Origin of the sequence: Achromobacter sp. ES-001, assembly GCF_019448355.1 — a bacterium.
In the GTDB taxonomy this organism is placed as follows: domain Bacteria; phylum Pseudomonadota; class Gammaproteobacteria; order Burkholderiales; family Burkholderiaceae_B; genus Achromobacter; species Achromobacter spanius_B.
The window spans coordinates 2,016,370-2,033,451 of record NZ_CP079940.1 but is presented as its reverse complement, the minus strand read 5'-3'; the positions used below and the strand labels follow the sequence as shown (position 1 = coordinate 2,033,451).

General features: G+C 64.2%; 17 protein-coding genes. 1 reads left to right on the top strand and 16 read right to left on the bottom strand.

Annotated elements, in window-relative coordinates; genetic code table 11:
• Positions 1 to 68 precede the first annotated feature (68 nt).
• The 8 genes from KYT87_RS09095 to rpsP all read right to left on the bottom strand — a co-directional run bounded on the left by KYT87_RS09095 (position 69) and on the right by rpsP (position 6,396).
• Positions 69 to 1,358, bottom strand: a complete 1,290-nt coding sequence (locus KYT87_RS09095) for an FAD-binding oxidoreductase (RefSeq protein ID WP_104145708.1) — start codon at positions 1,356 to 1,358, stop codon at positions 69 to 71.
• Between the two features lie 9 nt (positions 1,359 to 1,367).
• Positions 1,368 to 2,099, bottom strand: a complete 732-nt coding sequence (locus tag KYT87_RS09090; RefSeq protein ID WP_046803689.1) for an amino acid ABC transporter ATP-binding protein — start codon at positions 2,097 to 2,099, stop codon at positions 1,368 to 1,370.
• Positions 2,096 to 2,749 carry an amino acid ABC transporter permease gene (locus KYT87_RS09085; protein WP_046803690.1) on the bottom strand — a complete coding sequence of 218 codons (654 nt, stop codon included), beginning with the start codon at positions 2,747 to 2,749 and terminating at the stop codon, positions 2,096 to 2,098. Before KYT87_RS09085 ends, KYT87_RS09090 begins: the two co-directional genes overlap by 4 nt.
• 122 nt (positions 2,750 to 2,871) lie before the next feature.
• The gene (locus KYT87_RS09080; RefSeq protein ID WP_219992042.1) at positions 2,872 to 3,627 is read right to left on the bottom strand and encodes an ABC transporter substrate-binding protein; all 756 of its coding nucleotides are present in this window, start codon (positions 3,625 to 3,627) and stop codon (positions 2,872 to 2,874) included.
• Between the two features lie 99 nt (positions 3,628 to 3,726).
• Entirely contained in the window at positions 3,727 to 4,431 is a 705-nt protein-coding gene (locus KYT87_RS09075; protein WP_046803692.1) for a helix-turn-helix domain-containing protein, read from the bottom strand.
• 154 nt (positions 4,432 to 4,585) lie between these two features.
• The gene (gene trmD / locus KYT87_RS09070; protein ID WP_219992041.1) at positions 4,586 to 5,434 is read right to left on the bottom strand and encodes a tRNA (guanosine(37)-N1)-methyltransferase TrmD; all 849 of its coding nucleotides are present in this window, start codon (positions 5,432 to 5,434) and stop codon (positions 4,586 to 4,588) included.
• Positions 5,434 to 6,051 (bottom strand): ribosome maturation factor RimM, encoded by a 618-nt coding sequence (gene rimM / locus KYT87_RS09065; protein ID WP_046803694.1) that lies wholly within the window; start codon positions 6,049 to 6,051, stop codon positions 5,434 to 5,436. Before rimM ends, trmD begins: the two co-directional genes overlap by 1 nt.
• Positions 6,052 to 6,135: 84 nt before the next feature.
• Entirely contained in the window at positions 6,136 to 6,396 is a 261-nt protein-coding gene (gene rpsP, locus KYT87_RS09060) for a 30S ribosomal protein S16 (protein WP_006218566.1), read from the bottom strand.
• 426 nt (positions 6,397 to 6,822) lie between these two features.
• Between rpsP and KYT87_RS09055 the strand changes: the two genes are divergently transcribed.
• On the top strand, positions 6,823 to 7,404 hold the full coding sequence (locus KYT87_RS09055) for a hypothetical protein (RefSeq protein ID WP_046803695.1): 582 nt from the start codon (positions 6,823 to 6,825) through the stop codon (positions 7,402 to 7,404).
• A gap of 152 nt (positions 7,405 to 7,556) precedes the next feature.
• On the opposite strand, the gene KYT87_RS09050 is transcribed toward KYT87_RS09055, so the two are convergent.
• The 8 genes from KYT87_RS09050 to KYT87_RS09015 all read right to left on the bottom strand — a co-directional run bounded on the left by KYT87_RS09050 (position 7,557) and on the right by KYT87_RS09015 (position 17,078).
• A complete protein-coding gene (locus KYT87_RS09050; RefSeq protein WP_046803696.1) occupies positions 7,557 to 7,826 on the bottom strand; it encodes a sulfurtransferase TusA family protein in 270 nt (89 codons plus the stop codon).
• Positions 7,826 to 10,450 (bottom strand): alanine--tRNA ligase, encoded by a 2,625-nt coding sequence (gene alaS / locus KYT87_RS09045; protein WP_046803697.1) that lies wholly within the window; start codon positions 10,448 to 10,450, stop codon positions 7,826 to 7,828. The genes KYT87_RS09050 and alaS overlap by 1 nt, the downstream gene beginning before the upstream one ends.
• A gap of 79 nt (positions 10,451 to 10,529) precedes the next feature.
• Positions 10,530 to 11,618, bottom strand: coding sequence for a type II secretion system protein J (locus KYT87_RS09040; RefSeq protein ID WP_255594022.1), 1,089 nt, complete (start codon positions 11,616 to 11,618; stop codon positions 10,530 to 10,532).
• Entirely contained in the window at positions 11,615 to 12,175 is a 561-nt protein-coding gene (locus KYT87_RS09035; RefSeq protein ID WP_240434059.1) for a type 4 pilus major pilin, read from the bottom strand. The genes KYT87_RS09040 and KYT87_RS09035 overlap by 4 nt, the downstream gene beginning before the upstream one ends.
• 134 nt (positions 12,176 to 12,309) lie before the next feature.
• Positions 12,310 to 13,392 carry a general secretion pathway protein gene (locus KYT87_RS09030; protein WP_219992040.1) on the bottom strand — a complete coding sequence of 361 codons (1,083 nt, stop codon included), beginning with the start codon at positions 13,390 to 13,392 and terminating at the stop codon, positions 12,310 to 12,312.
• A 50-nt stretch (positions 13,393 to 13,442) separates the two neighbouring features.
• The gene (locus tag KYT87_RS09025) at positions 13,443 to 15,215 is read right to left on the bottom strand and encodes an ATPase, T2SS/T4P/T4SS family (RefSeq protein ID WP_219992039.1); all 1,773 of its coding nucleotides are present in this window, start codon (positions 15,213 to 15,215) and stop codon (positions 13,443 to 13,445) included.
• A complete protein-coding gene (locus KYT87_RS09020; RefSeq protein WP_120154628.1) occupies positions 15,212 to 15,676 on the bottom strand; it encodes a hypothetical protein in 465 nt (154 codons plus the stop codon). Before KYT87_RS09020 ends, KYT87_RS09025 begins: the two co-directional genes overlap by 4 nt.
• Entirely contained in the window at positions 15,663 to 17,078 is a 1,416-nt protein-coding gene (locus tag KYT87_RS09015) for a hypothetical protein (protein ID WP_255594021.1), read from the bottom strand. The genes KYT87_RS09020 and KYT87_RS09015 overlap by 14 nt, the downstream gene beginning before the upstream one ends.
• Positions 17,079 to 17,082 lie beyond the last annotated feature (4 nt).

The following is a 17,082-nucleotide window of genomic DNA, read 5'->3' as shown; positions in this document are numbered from 1 at the left end:
AACGCCCGCCAAACAAAAACCCCGGAACGCGTTCCGGGGTTTTTTTCTGCTTGGCCGGTGGCCTACGCTTACACGCCCCCGTCCGTCATGCGATACCACGTGACCACCGCGTTCACGTACAGTCGGCGCAAACCGTAGAGCGGAAACGGCACCACCGGTGACAAAGGCACCGGCAGCGCGGTTGCGTCGCCCGTGGCCACGTACTGCGCCATCGCGCGCCCCATGCTGGTTTGCAGACCCACCCCGCGCCCCTGGCAGCCGATATCCACGAGCAGGCCAGGCTGCGGCTCGTGCAAATGCGGCAGGTAATCGCGCGTGATGGCCACGCGCCCGCACCAGCGGTATTCAAACGGCGTGCCGGCCACCTGCGGGAACATCTTGAACATCACGCGTTCCAGGTGCGCCCAATCCTGCGGCCCCTTGGGTTCACGAAACGGCCCGCGTCCGCCCATCAACAGGCGGCCCTGATGGTCCAGACGGAAGTACAGCAGCAGGTTGCGCGTATCGGACGTGACATGGCCTTCGGGAAAGATGCCCGCGCGCACCGATTCCGGTAGCGGCGCCGTCGCCACCTGGAAGGTGTTGGCATCGATGATGGACGTCTTCAGGCCGGGCAGCAGGTCGCCACCGTAAGCGTTCGTGCACATGACGACGCGATCCGCCATCACGCTTGCACCGCGTGCCGTCGTGGCTGTCCACTTGCCGCCGTCGCGCTTCAAGCCCGTGACCGGCGTTTCCGTGTGGATCAGCGCGCCCGCGTTCAACGCGGCGCGTGCCAGGCCACGCACATAGCTCAAGGGCTGCACCGCCCCCGCCCGGTTATCGACCCAGCCGCCCAGGTAGCGGTCCGTGCCCAGCAGGCGTGCGACCTGATCCTGATCGAGCGGCTGGGCGTCCACGCCGTGGCGGGCCCATTGCGCCGCGCGGCCATGCGCTATGCGCAAGGCCTCGGCGGTGTGCGCGCCCTGGATCCACCCCTTGCGCACATGCGGCACGTCCATCGCATGACGGTCGATCAGGTTGAAGACTGAATCGGCCGTCGCACCGGCAAACCGCAACAGCCGCTCGCCCTTGTCGTGTCCGAACATTGAGATCAAATCGTCCGGGTCGTATTTCAGTCCGGGAATCACCTGACCGCCATTACGCCCGGACCCGCCGAAGCCGATCTCGCGAGCCTCCAGCACGATGGTCTTCACGCCCCGCTCGGCCAGGTGCAAGGCCGTGCTTAACCCGGCGTAGCCACCGCCTATCACCAACACGTCGGCTTGCGTCGACGCGGTCAACGGCTCGGTCGGAGGCGGCGGCGCCGCAGTGGCGGCCCATAAGGACGGAGAGAGGGGAAACGGCGCTTGCGGCATGACGGTTCCTTACATGGGATGCAGCACGCGGTGCAGGAAGTCCTGCGTCCGGGGATGCTGCGGATGATTCAGCACTTCGCGGGCGGCGCCCTGCTCTACCATGACGCCGCCATCGAAGAACATGACGCGGTCCGCGACCTCGCGGGCAAAGCTCATTTCATGCGTGACGACCACCATCGTCATGCCCGCTTCCGCCAGCTTGCGCATCACGCCCAACACATCGCCGACCAGTTCAGGGTCCAAGGCGGACGTGGGCTCATCGAACAGAATGGCCTTGGGCTGCATCGCCAACGCCCGCGCGATGGCCACGCGCTGCTGCTGGCCGCCGGACAGTTGATTGGGATGTGCGTCGGCCTTGTCCGCCAGGCCTACGCTGGCCAGCAATTCGCGCCCGCGTTCCATCACCTGAGCGCGGGGCTCCTTTTTGACGAAGATGGGCCCTTCAATCACGTTTTCCAGCGCGGTGCGATGCGGGAATAAGTTGAAGCGTTGAAACACCATCGCCACCTGCGTGCGAATCGACACGATGGACGCCGCGTCGGCATCGACGAGTTCACCATCCACGGTGATGCGGCCGGCGTTATAGCGCTCCAGCCCGTTGATGCAGCGCAGGATCGTGGACTTACCCGAACCGGACGGGCCGATTACGCAGACCACTTCGCCCTTGCGGACTTCGGCGTCGATACCCTTCAACACCTCAAGCGAGCCAAAGCTCTTGCGCACTCCTTGCAGTTCGATCATTTGGTGGCGCTCCTTTTTTCCAGGTGACGCACCAGCAGGATCAACGGCACGCACATCACCAGGTACATCAGCGCCACCAGCGAAAAGACGGTCGCGTTCTTGAAGGTGGAGACCGCAATCAGCTTGCCTTGCAGCGCAAGCTCGGCCACCGTGATCGTCGACGCCTGTGACGAATCTTTCAACATCATGATCATGATGTTGCCGTACGGCGGCAGCACGATCTTGACGGCCTGCGGCAAGACCACGCGCCGCATCGTCATGCTCCAGCTCATGCCCATCGCCATCGCCGCTTCGATCTGACCGCGGTCGATGGCCTGGATACCGGCGCGGAAATTCTCGGCCTGATACGCGGAATACGCGACGCCCAGACCAATGATGGCCGCCTGCACGGCGGTCAACGAGACCCCCATGTCCGGCATCACGAAATAGATGTAGAACAGCAGCACGATAATCGGGATACCGCGCAGCAGGTTGATCACCCCGCCGCTGATCTTGGACAGGATTTTATTGCCCGAGACGCGCATCAGCGCCCACACCAGGCCCAGCACCGTGGACAGCGCCAGCGAACCGAGCGTGACCAGGATCGTCAGCTTGGCGCCTTGCAGCAATATCGGCAGGTACTCCGCCGCGTCGTTGAAGAATTCCGTCATGACCTCATCCACCCAGGCTCGACCGCCAGCAGGGACGCGGGATGCGTCCCGCCCGCCGACGCGCACGCACGCGCGTCAGCTTGGCAGTTGCTAAAACGTTGGTTGCCTGCAAGCAGCCGGCGTTATGCGCCGGACAGCCCCCACTTTTTCAAGATGGCGTCGATGGCGCCGTCGGCCTTGAGCTTGGCCAGCGCTTTATTGATGCGTTCCAACAGCGCGGTATCTTCCTTGCGCGTGGCCAGGCCCAGGCTACCCATCACGGTAGGTTGATAGGCTTGTGCCATCTTCAGATTGGGGTAGTTGCCTTGCGTCAGGATGTAGGCGGCGATCGGGTAGTCCATGAACCCGCCCTGGATGCGGCCGGCGTTGGCGTCGCGCATCATGTCCGGCGGATTGTCGTACAGCTTCACTTCCTTGAACACACCGCTCTTCTGGATGGGTTCGACAAACGCCGTCCCCACCTGCACGCCAACGGTCATGCCCTTCATGTCCGCGAACGACTTGTATTCCTTGTTGTCGGTCTTAAGCACCATCAGTCCTTCGCCATAGCGATAGACCGGTTCGGAAAAGCTCACGACTTGTTGGCGCTGCGGAGTGATGAACATTGCGGCCGACACGATATCGATGCGCTTGGATGTCAGTGACCCAATCAATGCGGAAAACGCCATGGGTTCGATCTGAACCTCGAAGCCGGCCTCTTTGCCCACAGCCTTCACGATGTCCACCATCACGCCTTCGATGCTATTGGCTTTGGTGTCCAGAAACGTAAAAGGACTGCCGGTGGGCGTGGACCCCACCTTCAACACCGTTTGGGCTTGCGCGCCCGCGACCATGGACAATGCTGCAAATACAGAGACAACAAGAGTCTTGAATTTCATGACATTTCCTCATCGTGGCAAAGAAGTCCGGGCAACGCCCTGCGTGTCCGGTGGCGCGACAATCCCCAGTGTCGTCGCGCGGATGTGGCTGCTGCGCGCTTATGGCGCCTGTTGCGTGTCGTCCCCCGCGGCTGGTGTGATGTTGGAAATGGCCCAGATGACCTCGGTCGTCTGCGAGCCGGGATTGCGCCAGCGTCGCGGCGTGCTGCTGGCATAACAAAAGCTGTCGCCCTCATTGAGCAGGACCACGCGATCGCCCACCCACAATTCCAGTGACCCCTTCAGCACAACACCGATCTGCTCGCCCTGCCCCGTCACGAACAGCTCGTTGCCGGTGGAGCCGCCGGGCTCGATGCTGGCGCGGCAAAGGTCCATGCTGCGGCAGGCCGGCGGCGTGTACATCTCTTTGCTGATGCCTTTTTCACTAAGGTCAATGAAGCGGTGCGTGCCGGCTCGCGCCACCCGGCCCCCATCTTCGCCCTGCGTCGGCTCGGCATTGCGCAGCAGCGAATTGACCGAGACATGAAATTCACGCGCCAGCAGGTGCAGCACCTTGACGGAAGCGGAACTCAGGCCGCGTTCGATCTGACTGAGCAAGCCCAAGGACATGCCGCAGGCACGCGCCACTTCAGCCAGTGAACGGCCTTGCTCTTTACGCAGCTGCCGCAGCTGTTGGCCCAGCCATAAGTCCACGGCGGACTCGGGCCGATCGGCCGGCAAGGCCTTCGACGCAGGCGACGACTCGGGATGGCTATCAAGGGCGGTCCGCGTCGAACGCGAGCCGCCAGGCTCGGATCTGCTCATGTGAAAATTTCACGGTGGTGTAATTTTCAATACTAAGGAGCACGCCAAAAGCTCACAACCTAGGAACATCCCTAGCGGTTGTGGACGGGTGCCGGACAGCGGATAGGAGCAGCCGAAGATGGCGGCAACACGCCGGGACGCGGAAGCGAAATGCTCAGGACGCGTCGGGCGCTTCGGATTTTTTGGAGGGAGATGCGGCGGACCTGCGCCGGCGCTTGGGTGCATCGGCTGTGGGGTCGTACGTGCCGGCCAACTCGGCCAGGTAGCGCTCGTCCGCCTTGTTAAGCCAGCCCTTGGCGCGCGCGGATTCAACCAGCTCCGGGCGGCGCGAGGCCGTCAATGCCAGCGAACGCTCTCGCCGCCAGCGGGCGATGTTCGCGTGATGGCCGCTTAGTAGCGGCGCGGGCACGGATTCGCCCTCGTAGACTTCCGGGCGCGTGTAATGGGGGCTGTCCAGCAGACCGGACAAGGTGTCGTTGAACGAGTCCTGCAATGCGGAATCGCCGTCGTTCAGCACACCAGGCAACAGCCGCACAGCGGCGTCGATGACGGCAAGCGCGGCTATTTCGCCGCCGGACAGAACAAAGTCGCCCAGCGAAATCTCGTGCGTAACGCAACGTTCAATGAAGCGCTGGTCAACGCCTTCGTAGCGGCCGCAAATCAAGATGATGCCGTCGCTGGCAGCCAGGGTTTCGGCGCCCGCCTGGTTATAGCGCTGGCCGACCGGAGCCAGTAGCGCCACGGGGGCACGGCCCAGACCTTGCGCGGCGCGCGCCTCCTGGGCGGCGTTGACGGCAGCTTCCAGTGGCGCTGCCATCATCACCATTCCGGGGCCGCCGCCGTAGGGGCGGTCGTCCACCGTGCGATGGACGTCCTGCGTGAAATCGCGAGGATTCCACGCATGAAGGGACCACCGGCCCTGGGCATGCGCCCGGCCGGTGACACCTAAATCGCGCACCACCCCGAACATTTCGGGAAAGAGCGTAATGACGTCGAATCGCATCAAAGATCCGCCGGCCAGTCGCTGTCAATGCGGCGAGCAGCCAAATCGACGGCGTGGATGTGCGCACGTACGAACGGAACGAGCATTTCGGCGGGTCGGCCCTTGGCGTTCAGAATAGGTTCGGGCCCTTCGGCTCCAACCTTCTGGCACAAGACCTTCAAAACGGCATGAGCGCCGTTATCAAGGACTTCGTCCACCACACCAATCAGCGTGGGTTCACCGTCGGCGCTGGTATACAGCGCGCAGCCGATGAGGTCGACCCAGTAGTATTCGTCTTCTTTGGGCGCGGGAAAAGAACCGCGCGGCGCCTGGACGGAATATCCGCGCAAGGCTTCGGCCTGATCGCGGTCCGCAATACCCGCCAGCTGGGCCACCACTGTGGCGCCCTGTGAACGGGATTGCAATACCTTGATTGCGACAGGCGCAGACGCGACAGCGCCCCGCGCCAATTCAGGCACAGGGCGAGTCAACCACCATTGAGATGCTGAGAGCAGCACTTCGGCATTGGCCGAATGAGGCTGCACCTTAACCCAGCCTTTCACACCGTAGGCTGCAGTGATGCGGCCCAGCTCGATCAAATCCGTAGGCGCCGCGTTAGAGGTTGCGGCATCAGACATGTATCGTGCTCTTGGTAATTATGAAACAGCTAAGAATGGTAGCTTTACAGCTGAACTAACGGTTCGGTTGTACGACGCAGGCAATTAAGCTGCGGCGGAAACCTTAGCCGAGTAGTCCTTGACCAGACGCTCGACGGCGGGCGACAGTTGGGCGCCATTGCCGGTCCAGTACTGCACGCGATCCAGCGCAATGCGCAGGTTTTCCGTGCCTTCGCTAGCTACGGGGTTGTAGAAACCCACGCGCTCGATGAAGCGGCCGTCGCGACGGTTACGCGAATCGGTGGCCACCAGGTTGTAAAACGGACGCTTCTTGGACCCACCGCGGGCCAGGCGAATCACCACCATAGGTAATCCCTTGAATTAGTTGTGAAAAACGGGAAATTCTAGCACTTAAACAAGCCAGCTGGCAAATGCAGGTGCTGAATCAGTCGGGGCGGCGCAATTTGTATCGTAAAACACCGCATCCGGGTATTCTACAAAACGGGCCGAAGCCCGCCGCAGGCCAAAGTGTAGCCGCCTGGCCGCGCTTTCGCCCGTATTTCCTGCGAATCACCTTAGTGCGTTTGAAGAAATAACCGGTTGGAGAGATCGGATTTATGTCGTCCTACGCCAGACCCCCCGTTTGCCTGCCTTTCGCTGTGCCCCTTCGGCGCGGCATTTCCCCTGTTTTCCAATCTTCATCCTGACGACGGATTTACTCCTTCCGGCATCGTTACGCCTGTTCGTTCGTGTTTTTTCCCCCACACTTCCTCTCTCGGAGGGTGCCACACCATGAAGAACCCGACATCCGTCTTCAAACCCGTCGCTCGCCTGGCCTTGACCGGCCTATTGCTAGGCACGCTGGCGATGCCCATCGCCGCTTCTGCCCGCATCGTCGGCGCGGCGATGACCACCGCTACGGGCAAGGTCACCGCCGTGGACCCGGCCACGCGCGCCATTACCTTGCAAGGCAACAACGGCAATACGGTCGAGGTCGTCGCCGGCCCCGAGGTCCGCAACTTCCAGCAGATCAAACCGGGCGACATGCTGACCTTGGACTACTACGAATCCGTGGGGGTGGATGTGCGCCCAGCGGGTTCGGGCGCCCCCGAAGTCAAGACTGAAACGGCGGCGACACGCAGCGCCGACGGCGCCAAGCCGGGCGGCGCAGTGGGCCGCCAAACCACCATCACCGCCGAGATCTGGCACATCAACAAAAGCGCCAACCTGGTCACGCTGAAGGGGCCGCAGGGCGGCATGCGCACGATCCAGGTCAAAGACCCCGCCTTGCAAGCGCGCCTGCAACAGCTCAAGGAAGGCGACTTGGTGGATTTCACGATTACCCAAGCCGTGGCCGCGGCCATCCACAAATAAACCGAGCACCGGCAAAGAAAAGGCCCGCTTGATGCAAGCGGGCCTTTTCTTTGCCGGTGCGTGCCGGATAGCGGGTAGCGTAGCGAGTGGCGGACAGAGGACTCAATTGCCGCTTGCGTGCGGCGCAATCTCCGAATAAACGCCTGCGCCGGCTATCGGCGGCGCAGGTAATGCACGCCGCGCCCCTCGGCCTCGTGCTGCGCGACCAGCGTATTGCCGGTTTGACGGGCAAACGCCTGAAAGTCGCGGATTGCATTGCGGTCGGTGGTGACAACGCGCAGAACTTCGCCGCTGGCCATCTGCGCCAACGCCTTCTTGGCGCGCAGGATGGGCAGCGGGCACGTCAGGCCGCTGGCATCGATCTCGTGTTCGAAAGCCGGCGCTTGCGCGCCGGCGTCGACACCGGTATCCGCGCTGCTCATCAGAGACGCTCGTCCACCCACTTTTGCACGCCGGCGATGGCGGCCGGCAAGGCGGCCAGGTCGGTGCCGCCCCCCATGGCCATGTCCGGACGTCCGCCGCCCTTGCCCCCCACCTGGCTGGCAACGAAGCCAACCAGGTCGCCCGCCTTGATGCGGTCGGTCAGGTCGGCGGTGACGCCGCCCACCACGCTGATCTTGCCGTCGGCCGAGCCGGTGGCAAGCAGCACGACAGCCGGCTTCAGGCGGTCTTTCAGGTTGTCGACCATGCCACGCAGGGCCTTCGGGTCCACGTCGCCAATGCTGGCGGCCAGGACCTTGATGCCCTTGACGTCGACAGCGGCGCTGGTCGCCAGGTCGTTGCCGGCACTGGCCGCCAGCTTGTTGCGGGACTGCTCAAGGTCTTTCTCAAGCGCCTTGATCTGATCCTGCACCTGCGCGATACGCGCCGGCACGTCGGCCGGCGTGCTGCGCAGCATGCCGGCGATCTGGGTCAGCAAGGCGTTCTGGTTCTGCACCCAGGCCAGCGCGTTGTCGCCGGTAATGGCTTCGATACGGCGCACACCCGCCGCCACGCCCCCTTCGGACACGATCTTGAACAGACCGATGTCGCCGGTGCGGCTGACGTGCGTGCCACCGCAAAGCTCGCGCGAGAAGCCGATATCCAGCACGCGCACCGTATCGCCGTATTTCTCGCCGAACAGCGCCATGGCGCCGCCCTTGACGGCGTCATCGTATGCCATGACCTGGGCAACGGTGGGATGGTTGGCCAACACTTCAGCGTTGACGATGGCTTCGACGCGCGCGATCTGCTCGGCGGTCATCGGCGCATCTTGTGCGAAGTCGAAGCGGGTCTTGTCGGCATCGACCAGCGAACCGCGCTGCTGCACGTGCGCGCCCAGCACCTGGCGCAAGGCCTTGTGCATCAAGTGGGTGGCCGAGTGGTTGCGCACGGTACGCGCGCGGCGCACGGCGTCCACGCGCGCCAGCAGCGTCGTGCCTACCGACAACGAACCCGCTTCCAGCACTCCGTGGTGACCGAACACACCGTTTTGAATCTTCAGGGTGTCGGCGACGGCAAATCGTACGCCGTCGGCTTCCAGCAAGCCGGTATCGCCGACCTGGCCGCCGGATTCAGCGTAAAACGGCGTGGCGTCCAGCACCACGACGGCATTCTGGCCAGCCTGCACCTGCTGGACCTGCGTGCCGTCCACGTACAGGGCCGTGACCTTGACGTTGTCGAGCTCCAGCTTTTCGTAGCCTTCGAAGCGCGTTTCGGCGCCTTCGTAGCTCAGGCCTTCGGCCATCTTGAACTTGCCGGCGGCGCGCGCCTGATCCCGCTGGCGTTCCATCGACACTTCAAAACCCGCCATGTCGACTTCGACTTCGCGTTCGCGGCAGATGTCGGCGGTCAGGTCGACGGGAAAGCCGTAGGTGTCGTACAGGGTGAACAGCGTCGTGCCGTCCAGCACGCCACCCTTGGGCACATTGGCCAAGGCCGTGTCCAGGATGCGCATACCGTGTTCCAGCGTTTCGCCGAAACGCTCTTCTTCCTGCTTGAGCACCTGCGCCACGCGGTCGGCCATGTTGGCCAATTCCGGATAGGCTTCACCCATTTCGGCGACCAGATCGGGCACCAGGCGGTGGAAGAACGGCTTGGTCTGGCCCAGCTTGTAGCCGTGGCGCAAGGCGCGACGCACGATGCGGCGCAGCACGTAGCCCCGACCTTCGTTGCTGGGGATCACGCCGTCGACGATCAGGAACGAGCAGGCACGGATGTGGTCCGCGATGACCTTCAGCGAGTTGTTCTCGAGGTCCTGCACGCCCGTTTCGCGCGCGGCGGCGTGGATCAGCTTTTGGAACAGGTCGATTTCATAGTTGGAATGCACGCCTTGCAAAACGGCGGCGATGCGCTCCAGCCCCATGCCGGTATCGACACAGGGGCGCGGCAGACGCGGCATATTGCCTTCGGCGTCGCGCTCGAACTGCATGAAAACCAGGTTCCAGATTTCGATGTAGCGGTCGCCGTCTTCTTCGGGCGATCCCGGAGGGCCACCCCAGACGTCCGGGCCGTGGTCGAAGAAGATCTCCGAGCAAGGGCCGCAGGGGCCGGTGTCGGCCATCTGCCAGAAGTTGTCCGACGCGTAGCGCGCGCCCTTGTTGTCGCCGATGCGCACGATGCGCTCGGGCGGCACGCCCACTTCATTGGCCCAGATGTCGTAGGCCTCGTCGTCTTCCTGATAGACGGTGACCCAGAGCTTTTCGGCCGGCAGCTTGTAGACCTGCGTCAGCAGCTCCCAGGCGTACTGGATGGCGTCGCGCTTGAAGTAGTCGCCAAAGCTGAAGTTACCCAGCATTTCGAAGAACGTATGGTGCCGGGCGGTGTAGCCCACGTTCTCCAGATCGTTATGCTTGCCGCCCGCGCGCACGCTGCGCTGCGAGGACGTGGCCCGCGTGTACGACCGCGATTCCTTGCCCGTGAACACGTCCTTGAACTGGACCATGCCCGAATTGGTGAAAAGCAGGGTCGGATCGTTGCCGGGAACGAGCGAGGACGACGGGACAATGGTGTGCCCCTTCGACTTGAAGAATTGCAGAAACTGGCGGCGAATCTCGGAGGATTTCATCGTGGATGACGCAGATTTAGGCGAATCTTTGATTATAGAGGGTTAGCGCGAAAGCGCGGAAAAGGCCGGTCCGGCTGCCCTATCTGACACACACATATCCCGTCGTCCACCCTTCCGTTTCCGTCCATTTTCCGCCCGCGGACACGATGACCCCGGCAAAGCCCGGGGGACAGGAACACTGCCCTGTCACGGGATTGGCCGTCGACACGCCGGTGTAATGCCTGCACCCACGCGGATGATTGAGGCTGTAGGCGCCGCCAAAACCGCTTGATGCACGCTGCCAAACCCCGGACTGGCACGTCAACAATTCACTTTCGTGGGATGACGCCACGGTGCCAACCCCAACGTTGCAGGCGTGGCCGGCCGTGGCGCGGGCGCCCACGGAAAGATACCCGCCTGCGATGATCGAGGATGCCGCGGTGAGCGACCCCGCCAAGCTGGGGTCCCGCGCATCCCCAATCTTTACGTACGGCGTCAGGTCCGGCATGACGGGCTGGACGCTGGTCTCGGCTTGTCCGCCGATGCCCGCCCAGAGCGCCACCGTGCCCGCCGCATAGGGCGGGGCGTTGGCCAAGGGGTTGGGAAAACTGAAGGCCGGCCCCCGCACCCGCCCGGGCGCCTCGGGCCACACTGCGCCCGCATACCCTTGCGCGGCGTCGATGATCGTGGAGATGCCGACCAGGTCCGGCGCATGCGTTCCCTTTTTCAGCACGGGCGTGTCGCTGTAGACCAGGGCATCAAGCCGGCAGCGCGGGCCGGGGCACGCGTCGTGTCTCACGATATGAACCCGCACGCCGAATCCCATCGCCGTGCGCGCCGGAAAATCAGCGGGCAAATATGCCTGCGTGCGCAATTCCGCCACGGTGGGTGCAAACGGGTCCGCGAACAACGGGGCTCCGCCCTCGCCCACCAAAGGGCCGCCCTTGGACAAGGCGTCGAAATGGCGCTGAAGCGTTTGCGCCATCGCCTGTCTGACCTGCATCAGCCACACGCCCGTGGAGCGCGCCGCCGCGTCTTCGATCCGCTGGACGAGCTGGTTTGACGCCCAGATCGCAATCATGGACGTCAATGCCAGCGCCACCGCTAGACCGACCAGCGAGAACCCGCCTTGGGGCTGGCATGCGCGCGGCGACCCGCGCGCGCCCTTGCCAAAGAGCGGCGGCGTCATCTTGCGGTGAAAGTGAAGGTGTTGACTTCACCCTGGCTGCATTGCGCCTGCGCCAAGGCGGCGCGATACGGCACGTCGGGAACGGCCAGCGCGTCTTTCACGACTTTTGCTCCCGTGCCGCCGCCTATGGAGATAGCCTCCGAGACCCGTTGCAACACCGAGGCCAGCGCTGGGCACGCAGCATGGCTGACGTTAGTCAGGGTGACGACGAATGCCGACCCCAGCCCGCCCCCGCCGGACGCGGCGGCCGCCACCTCGACCACACCGTTGCGGCCCGTTCCGCTGCCGCCCAGACCGTGCACCACCCGTGCCGACGCCCCACTGCCCACGACAGCCAGCACGCTGGAGTCGCGCAGCGCATTCGCCAGCGCGCCGGTGTCCAGCCCCTCGTACGGCGTCACGCCGCCACCCTGGGCATTGATTTTCATGCTGGCAATGAAACGCTGAATTTCTTCCCCGACCTTGGGCACCTTGTTTTCGATGACATAGGCGCCTATCGCCGGAATCCCGACGATGGCGATCAACAACACGATGGCGGTCACGATGGACACCTCCATCAAGGAAAAGCCCCGCTGCCGCGTTATGCGGCATCGACGCCGGTTTTTACTGTTCATGGGTATTCGCTGCATCGCTGCCTCCGTGGATAGATGAAATGTGCGCGAGTGGTGGTTCGGTACAGTCCTGCCCCGCGCTACTGACTTGCATAAAAATTCGTAAGGGCGCGCCGCAACTCGTCAATGACGCCGTAGTGCCAAAGCGTGATGCCCAATACCGTTGCCAGCGAGGCGACAAGCAGCGACCAACGCAATGCGGTCGCCTGTCTGCGCACGCGCGCCAGCAGGCGAGCTTCGACCCGCTGGCGTACTCGCGCCAAGCCCGCTTCAAGCCCCAACGCATCCATCATGTCGGCCATGTACCACCAGGTTTCCTGGTCCAGCATGCCGGTGGCGAAGATGTCCGGCCCGCTATCGCCCGCATCAATGTGGTCCAACATGGCTTGCAGATGCGTGTGCAGCCAAGGCGACGCGCCCCCCGCCTGCACCGACAGCGCACGACGAAGCCGGGTGTCCGCGGACCCGCGTTGCCGGATCAGCACAGACAACAGGCACAGAAAGCGAATCGCCTGAAAGTCGCGATACAAGCGCCATAACAACCATCGGTCCAAAGCGGCTCTGGCGCCGCCGGTCAGATTTGGCAAGGACCAGAGGCTTAGCAAGGCGATGCCCAGGCTCAACACCAGCCATAGCAACAGCCACTGATCCAGCGCGCCCGCCAGCCCGAACAGGTTGCGCGTCAAGCGGCCGTAGTCTTCCGGCGGCACCAGCTGGAAGACCGATTGCAGGCGCGGCACGGTGAAGTAAGGAATGGCGCATAGCAACGCAAAGGCGACCGTGGCCGCGACCACTCCCGCGGCAGCGGCAGAGGCGACAGCCAGCCACGCTTGCCCCGCCAAGCGGACGGCCCCGGCAAGATCGCGCAACGCAGCGGCAAGGTCACCGCCCTCTTCCTGCACACAACTGACAAGACGACATTCGTCCAGCGGCAAGGTGCCAGACCATGCAACACCAAGGTCGCCGCCTTCCTCCTGATAGGAAGACGCCCAATGTCGGGACAGGCGGCCACGCACCGTTCCCGGGCCATAGCGGCGCGCATCGTCCTCGAAGATGTCGCGCAGGCTTTTACGCCCCTGCGTGCCCTCGATAAGATCGGCCAGATACGCGTAATAATCCGCGCGATGAGGCCGAAACCTTAGTGCGTCGAACCATGGCGACATGCCTTGCCCTGTGATTCGCGGCCACCCGCGAGCAAGTGTTTGCGGTCGGTTCATGAGGCGCCTCGCGGGGTTTGACGCACAGCCGCCGCCGGCGCCCCCATGGGGACATCGAAACGCCGCAACAGCGCGCGCGGGTCTACCTCGCCAGTGCTGACCTTAAGCAGAGCACAATGCAGCGCGCGTGCCCCTCGCGTGGCGGATTCCCGCCAGTCTTGCCCAGCCGCCTCCGGCTCCGTGCCCGACTGAAAACCCGCCTCGCGTACCAGCTTGTCCAGCCCGGCGTTATCACGGGCGCGCACGCGGTCCAGAAATCCGTCCAGGCGCTCGGGCTCGATCATTTCGGCCGCTACACAGCGACCCGACGTGCCGTTCAGCTGCGACAACTGTGGGCGTCGGCACGCCGGACATCCGTCTGCGTTCCTGACCCGTAACTGGCCGGCATCCAACTGATAGGTGCCCTGAAGTGCGTGCACCCACGCCCGCCAACCCGCCGCGTCGTACGCCGCGTAGGCGCCTTCGACGCCCCCAACGGCATCAGTTGCCCGCCAGAGCCTGTCCACCGGCAACGCGCACGCGGGACACAAACGCGGCAACAGCGTCTGATAGACCAGTAGTTTCAAAATGCCTGGCGTGGCCAGGAAATCTCGCGACACGCCGATGGCATCCGAAGCAAGGCGTTCGGGAATCATGGCGGCCGCGCCCGCATGGGTCGTGGCGTAAAGGCTGATGCCCGAACTGGCAAGGTCCATGAACGCGCGGCCCGTATTGACGTCACGGATTTCACCGATCAGCAGATCATTCATGGCCGAGCGCTTGATGGTCTTCAACTTGGCATCGAATGACGCCCAGGCGGATTCCGCCAACGCGCCACCCAAGGTGTTTTGCAACGCATTGGCGATGATGTACTCCACCGGGTCTTCCAACGTTATGACCTTGCGCGTGGGGTCAATTCCGCGCATCAAGGTCGCGATGGTCGTGGACTTGCCCGACCCGACCACGCCGGCCAGCACAATGGCGCCGCCCTCGCGGTCACGGGCGCGTAGCAAGGTGGCGATTTGCCCGGGCGGGTAGCCCAGGGTCTGGAGGTTGCCGTCGGCCGTGGCGTCCAGGCGCAGGATGCGCAAGCACACCGACGGCCCGGCATCGGCGGCCAGAGAGGCCCATCGCAACACGATCGGAATGCCATCGACCACAAAGGCCAACCGCCCTTGCTGTTCAAGCGCGGGGTCGAAGACGGCGCCATTGCCGCCGCGCACGTCCATCCAGGCCACCGCCAGCACCTCCAGCAGCGTGTCGTTCGACAACCCGGCGAACCGGTCCGTGGAAACGTAGTCGCCGTTGATCGTGTAGCGGATGTCGCAGGTCTCGCGCCGTCGATTGACGTTGATATGCACATCGCTGGCGCCCTGCAAGACGCCCCAGCGAACAATGTCCAGGAACAGCGCGGCCAGGGCAGATGCGCGATCCGCCTGAGGACCGGCGCCCGATCCGCCCACGCCGGACGCTGTCAATTGGCCCCGCGCAATCATCAGGAGCAATGGCGCGGGCAACTGGTAACGCAGGGGCACGGCCAGGGAGTAGCCGGCCGCCGCCACCATGCGCTGCAACTCGTCGATGGCATCGCCGTGGACATATTCCTTGACCGCGAAGATGGCCACCTCGCCACTGTCCAGCAACACCGGGCACAGCCTGCCGGCCAACGAGGCCAGGTCAAACTCGCGGGCCAGCGCCCGCACAAGCGCAGGGGTCAGCCGCGCGATGTCATCGAGGGTGCCCAACAATGGAGGCGGCTGCGAGGGGCTTGGAATAATGCGCGGGATCATGGCGTTGCCGCTCCGATATCGACGCAAGCGGTGTGGTCAAGATCGTCGCGGCGCAAATGCACGCAGGCGCCTTCGACGGCCAGCAGTCGATAAGCGCGCGCAGAGTAGGCGCCGGCGACCGGGGCTTGGTGGCCGGCCCGATAGCGCAGTAGCGCGCCGTTGATAACGACGTCGACGTTAAGGCGGCGGGTAGATCCGTAAATGGCCGCCACGCGGATGGCGTCTACCTGCCGGGCGGTGGGCTCGTCGGGCTGTGCCGTCGCGCGGCCCGACGGGCAGATGCCGGGCACACGGCAATCGGCCAGCGCGGCAGCCGCGTCGGCACGCAACAAGGTCTGCACCGTTTCAACCTCTGGCCAGGGCCGGGCGTCTTCAAGCGGCAGCGTTGTTGCATGTGAGGCCCCGCCGCCGCATAGCGCCACAAACGCAATGGCGACAAGTCCCGGTTTAGTCTTGTTCATAGAGATCTCCTTGCAGTTCGGCAACCAGCGTGCTGGCCACCAAGGTAGGCTTGGCCTGTGCTTGGACGTCCACCACAAGACGAGACCAACGCGCGGGCGTAAGCGCGGGGGCAAGCGCGGCGGGGATAAGGCCGATCGACCGCAACGGACCTTGCAGACGCAGCGCGCGCCGTCGCAATACCGGGAGGGTCTGCGACGGGGAGACTTGGGCGCCAACGACCGATGCGTTCGACAACGACAGCGGCAATGCCACCGCCGACGCCAGCGACACTGACGCGAATGCAGGCTGCAAGCGCTGCAATGCGGCCACCAGTTCGGTGTCGACATGCAAGCCGCTAGGCAGCGCCAAGGCAGTCAGAGGAATAGGTTCGGATGCCACGCGCCACGCTAACGTGGCCTCGTCCAAGGGCTTGAATGACACCTGCCAGCCAGCGGGCAGCCGCGCGTACAAGCGTTGATTCGTCGCGAAACGGTGCGCGCGCGCATAGACCGCCGCACAACGCCAAACGCCCTCGCCGGCATCGCACTGCGCGCGGCGTAGCGCCCAGCCCTGAACCTGGATGGGCAACAGTCCCACACTGCGTAGCAGCCGCGCGACATCGTTCGGCCCATGCGCGGTCAGGGCGCCCAACATAGCCTGATGGGCGCTTCGCGGATCGGGTGGCGCGGAATCCTCAGCAGGCGCTGCCGCCCAATGGGACAGAACATAAGGGACAACAGACCGCCAAACCGGCGGTGCAAGGGCCGCCATGGCGACGCACAGCAGGAACAGACGCAGTGCAAACGGCACGCCCGCCCAGCGCGATGGCAAAGGCGCGAGGCGGGCGCCCGAATCCACCGCGCTGATGAGGCAAGCCCAGATGGAGTCGGGATCGTGCGCCGGTAAGCCAGGGCGTTGTTCTTGCAACCGCGCTTGCGCCTGCAACGCGTCATCGTGAGACACAAACACACGATCCGCCTGGGACAGCACCACACCGTCCTGAGCCGCGACCAGCCAGTACCGACCATCAGGAAGCGCGATGACGCAGTGTCCGCCGGACGGAAACCGCAGCGCGTAAAGCTGCGCGGCAGCCAGGACGAAGGGCCTTGCAGGACGGCGGGCCGCGCGACCAGGCGCGGCGTCCGCTGCCCGATTGCCTACGTGGCCGTCTACGTGTTTGGCTACGCGATTGCGCCACCATTCACCAGCGCGTGCACGCCGCATTCCGCGCAGGCGCCCGTACCCCGCCATCGTTGCAGGCGAACCGCCTACGACGACGTGCGTGGCGCGCAACCGGCGCCCACGCGCGCGCGCAAGGGCCTGCGTGTCGGAGCCGATCAATACCAGCCATCGCAGGCCGAACGCCAGGCGATGGCCGGCGCCGGGGCAGTCAAGCAACAACGGGTCGGGGGCTCGTTTCATGGCG